Annotated in this window: 3 protein-coding genes; all 3 read right to left on the bottom strand. The window is 57.1% G+C overall.

The genetic code is table 11. The features are described 5' to 3' along the window. Nucleotides 1-109 precede the first annotated feature (109 nt). Nucleotides 110-436 carry a copper resistance protein CopC gene (locus tag WCA10_RS21535; RefSeq protein WP_472824590.1) on the bottom strand — a complete coding sequence of 109 codons (327 nt, stop codon included), beginning with the start codon at nucleotides 434-436 and terminating at the stop codon, nucleotides 110-112. A 95-nt stretch (nucleotides 437-531) separates the two neighbouring features. Then, nucleotides 532-1,440 (bottom strand): DJ-1/PfpI family protein, encoded by a 909-nt coding sequence (locus tag WCA10_RS21540; protein ID WP_472824591.1) that lies wholly within the window; start codon nucleotides 1,438-1,440, stop codon nucleotides 532-534. Nucleotides 1,441-1,486: 46 nt separating this feature from the next. Next, nucleotides 1,487-3,823, bottom strand: coding sequence for a TonB-dependent receptor (locus WCA10_RS21545; protein WP_472824592.1), 2,337 nt, complete (start codon nucleotides 3,821-3,823; stop codon nucleotides 1,487-1,489). Nucleotides 3,824-4,854: the final 1,031 nt, after the last annotated feature.

Here is a 4,854-nt window from a genome sequence, read left to right on the forward strand (position 1 = left end):
GAAGCATGGCTGATCCTTTCTTCTCTGAAGGTGGTCCTGACTGGGAACCCACTTCAGAGTAACTGGGGATCAGCCTCCTCAAACATTCCTCGGGTCAAACAGATATCCGCTATTTTGGACAGCAATGATGGACCACATAGGTACCGGGTGGTAATGAAGGTACGGCAAGAGTGATTGTTGCTGGATCGCCGGGGACGGGAGCCGAAGCTTCAGGATCCGCGGACTTACCGTCCATATTCGTTAATTTGATTGAACTGAACTTCGGCTCAACGGCCTCGGAGAAGGTGATCGAAATCTTACTCGGCGCGGGTCCAACCGAATCTGGAGCCGGCACTATTGTTTTGGGGTGAGCGTGCGCGAAGGCTGCGGGAACGGCTGCGAACGCCAATATGAGCGACGACGTAATTAAAAGGCACAACATTGAGAGTTGGTTCATAGTTCTCCTTCAGTTAGAGGTTCGGTGATGGCCTGACAACTCGTCGCAAAGGGGGAAGGCGCAGGCCGCACTATTGCCTAGCCCGCGGGGAAATGTCATTCGCCGGCGAACTTGTCTGGTGAGGCATCGAAGATTTGTTTGTGCTCTTTCACACAGAAATAGTAGGTCTTTACCTTGTAAGTCGACGAGAGAGAGCGATCAATTTCCATGTCGCAGATGGCGCAGATGGGATGATTCACCGTCTGCCTGATAGGCTCGGCATACTCGGCGTTGGAAGACGGGTTCAGCCACCCCTGGGCCTGATATTCAAGCAGGGCGGCAGTCTGGCTTGCCACGTCCCGGCCGAAGTAGCGCTCGACCACCCGCAAGGCGAGATCCATTCCAGAAGTGAGGCCGCCTGCGGTCGCTAAATTGCCCGCTTCAACAAAGCGGGCTCCGCGCTGGACATGAATGTCCGGATACTGCATCGCAAGGTCGACGTAAGCGCCGTGATGTGTGGTGGCAGCCTTGCCGGAAAGCAAACCGGTGCTCGCAAGCACAAAGGCACCGGTGCAAACGGACATCGTAACATCGGTGTTCTTGGTCGCATTGCGAATCCAGGCTTTGGTAGCCTCGCTGGCAGGGCTTTGTGCGGGGATAACGATAACCTTCGGTGTGGGGGCATTGGCGATGGTGTAGTTAGGCGTGATCTTCAATCCACCGCCCGCAGTAACGGGAGCCGCAGACTCGGCGACCGTGTAGAGACTGAATGCATCATACTTGCGGCCGGGAATGTTGACTCTTTCGAATACTTCCCATGGGCCGCAAAAATCAATAACCACGGCACCTTCGGAGATAAGGAAAGCGACTGGAATGGACGCGTTGGCCGGAGGGGCAAGCGGATTGAGCGCGGCACGTTCTGCGGCTGCGTCGAATGTTGCGGCGGCCGCGGCAGGTAGTGTCAACGAGCCGGCGGCGGTCAAGCCGAGGGCTGCGGAACGCTTAAGGAGTTCTCTGCGATTCATTGAGATGACCTCTGCAATGTTGCTACGAGCGGTTTGCGTGTCAAGATCAGAAGTGGAAGCGGTAACGAAGTTCGCCGGAGATCAACCTCGGATCGTTGTAGTGAAATCCACCGATGGTGACGGAGTTGTCGAGTAACACGCGGTGATTGGTGACGTTGACGACGTTGACAGCAACCTTCCAGCGCTCGCCGAGAGCGTGGCCCGCGGAAACGTCGAAGGTGGTGTGCACAGGCAGGTACGGTCCGGCATAAGGTCCATTGTTCACCGGGCAACTGCTGATCGGTGCGCAGGCGAGGCCGTTTGCAAAGCCTGATCCGTAGTAGACATTCGTAGAGAACCAGGTATGCAACGGCAGGGCCGCGGTGAAGCCGGTGTTCAGCGTGTTTCGCTGGTCGTGGTCGACGGGCGAATAGGAAAAGTCGCCGGCATTGCAGGCCTGATCGCTGGGATCGCTGCAGGTGAATCCGCCGATGATGTTGCCGCGTTGCTCCGCGATCTGATTGGCGTACGTGACGTGGAACTGCCCGAAGTGCGCAAGCTGTGGCGAACGCAATGTCATCTCCCAGGCGCGCACCAGCGCTCCATCAACGGCGATGGGGAAGTACATGTTCGACTCGCCAAGGTTGGAGTGATCGAGGAAGTTGTTCACCCTGTTCTTGACGGTATCGATATCCAAAAACCAGCCTTTGTATGGAATCTGAATACCGAACTGATGCTCTTCATCGCGCTCGGAAGGAATGGGCGTGAAGGTGTTCTCACCACCTCCAAGGCTGCCGGCATAGTTTAGTACCGAGCTGGAAACTGTGAGCAGTGGAGCAGGTTGGAAGAAGTGGCCGTAGAAGCCGCGTAGCACCCAGTGAAGACGTGGAATCTCGACAGTTGCGCCAATTCGGGGATAGATGGCGTTTTCACTCGCCGCGCCCTGGTAGCCCCCGCGATAAAAGGAGAAGCGCTCTCCGCCGAGAAGGGTTATGTAGCGGCCGAACCGCAGATGATCGGAAAGGTAGAACTCGCCGAGTGCGGCGCTGGCATTGCCGGGAGTGTTCGGCTGCGACTCAGCGGACCCGTCGTTCACCTGGACACCGAAGAGATCGTTCTCGGCTTGGTAGAACGAGTAGACCCCTGCGGAGAAGCTGTTGGGGCCCGCGTTGAGGTAGGCGTCTGCTTGGCCTCCGGCGTAGTTCGAACCCTGGTGCCAGGTGGTTGAAGCAGGCATGTCGGTAGAGAGCGAATCGTAATTGGCCTGATTGAAGTGGTAGAAGGGTGCGACGGAGAAGAGCGCCTTGGGCGAGATCGTGTGTACCCAATTGGCGATGATGAAGGAGTCGCGCTCAGTTTGCGCGTCGCGCAGGCCATAGGAGGCGTAGTAGCCGCTCATTGACTGCCAGTCAGTGAGGCTCGGATCGTACGGCACATCGAAGTGATCCTGACGATACTGCGCATTGAGGCGGAACTGGTCCTTGGGTGTCTGGTTGCGGATCAGCGACACGAAGGCGCTTTGCGAATTCGTTGCGTCGTGAAAAACCGAGGCGACCGGAGTGGCAAGGCCGTAATCAGACCGGCCGCCCGTGAGGCTCGCATACCAGGCGGTTGCTGCGGAGTGGTTTCCGAGAGAAATCTGTGCCTCACCGGTGCCGAAGTTGCCGCCCGTGAGGAGAAACTCGCCGTCTCGGTCGTACTCGAATCCGTTTCGAGGAAGCACGTTGAAGACGCCATAGGTGCGGTCACCCACGTCTGAGGCGTAGCTCCCGCGCTGCGTTTCAAGCGAATCGATGTCCTTGGGGTCGATCTGCGGTCCGACGTTCGAAGCGATCTTGGTGTTGGGAATCGCCACGCCGTCGATGAGCCAGCTGGTCTGGTGACCGCCGCGCATGTGGAGCATGTCGTGAGTCATATAGGCGCCGGGCACGTAGTCGGTAATCATCTCCATCCCGATGGTGCGGCTGGCGCCGGGTGTCTGGTCGATGTCCTGGCGGGAAATGAGCGTAGTCGGAGTCACGGTATCCGCGGCGGAGAGTGAGGTGTCAGTGCTTGTGACGACCACAGTTTGCGTGGCATTTGCGACGGCGAGCGGGATATGCACGACCGGGTTGGTACCTGAGGCGACGGTGAGCGACTGTTCGGCAGTAGCAAAGCCGGTGGCCGAGACCTTCAACGTGTAGAAGCCGAGTGGGGCTTGGCGGAGATCGAACTCACCGTCCGCGTTGGTCTTTGCGGTGAGCGTGAAGGAGGAGTTAGATGCGAGCAGCATCACGTCCGCGCCGACAATGGGCCGGTGAGCGGGGTCATGAACGACGCCATGCACGTCGGCGAAGACGGTAGCCCACGAGGGATTGGAGGCAGCTAGCAAGAATGCCGAAATCAGAAGGATGTATTTGCGCATGAGAACGGAGACCTCCAGGGAAAGCTATGCTGAGGCGACGGCCGAACTTTTGTGGCAGCTACGGTGCTCAACAAAGTGGGGCTGGCCCTTGAGAAACCTTGAGGCATGGTCCGCAAGGGAAAGGAACTCGTCCCCCATTCGGAATTGGGATTCTGCGGGTCCGGGGAAATGCAAAACTAGGCCGATTCAGAGAATCGGGCCATGCACTCAACGATGGATTTTCTTAGGCAATTAACGAGGCTGGAGGTCCACGGTTAGCACGGGTGCGTGCTTGGCTCGTACGCGCAGCGGCACGCGATGCAACTGGTGAGTGATTCTGCGCCAGCAGGGCCGGAAGACCTTTCGTCGACGGCGCGAGCGCGTGAACCGGAGTATTTAGTACACAGCTTCCGTTTGGATAGAGGGGACAGTGCGAGGGAGCCGTCAAAATCGATCTGCCCGATGCGGACTCAAGCATTCGGGCCGTCATGGAATCGGACATCGCGCAGTGGTGCGCGCCGTGACGGCGGCAACAGGCAGGTAGACGCGATTCTTCGTCGGCTTGAAAGGCAGCTGAAAGCGGCCCAAACCCGAAAAAGAAGATCATGCAGATTGAAAGTGCCCGCCGCATCTTCGGACAATCGTACATCAAGACGTACTCAAATGTGGAATTCCTTGGCTTGCTGGGGAGTTGCGCCGCTATCGCACCTATACATAACAGCAGATTGTCGCGCTGTACTGTCTAGTGAATCTTGTTCTGGTCAAGTCGAATTCACTCAGACTGTAACAGCAGTCAGGAGCGCACCTTTTTGTGATGGCCGTCATAACTCCAATCATCGAATGGTGATACCAATGTCATGGCGTATTACGAATAATGGAGTCGTGCTATTCTCCAGTTTTCCCGTGGAGAGGCTGTTTTTCAAGGAGAATGATTATCCCCTTGACGCATGACGTGTTTTGACACAAGATATGTGGCATGAGGTCAGCGATCAATCTGTATTCCCTGGCGCGCAAGTTTCCCACCGAGAAGCATGCCCTTGAGCATCTGATCC

The organism is Occallatibacter sp. (assembly GCF_049582745.1).
GTDB lineage: Bacteria > Acidobacteriota > Terriglobia > Terriglobales > Acidobacteriaceae > Telmatobacter.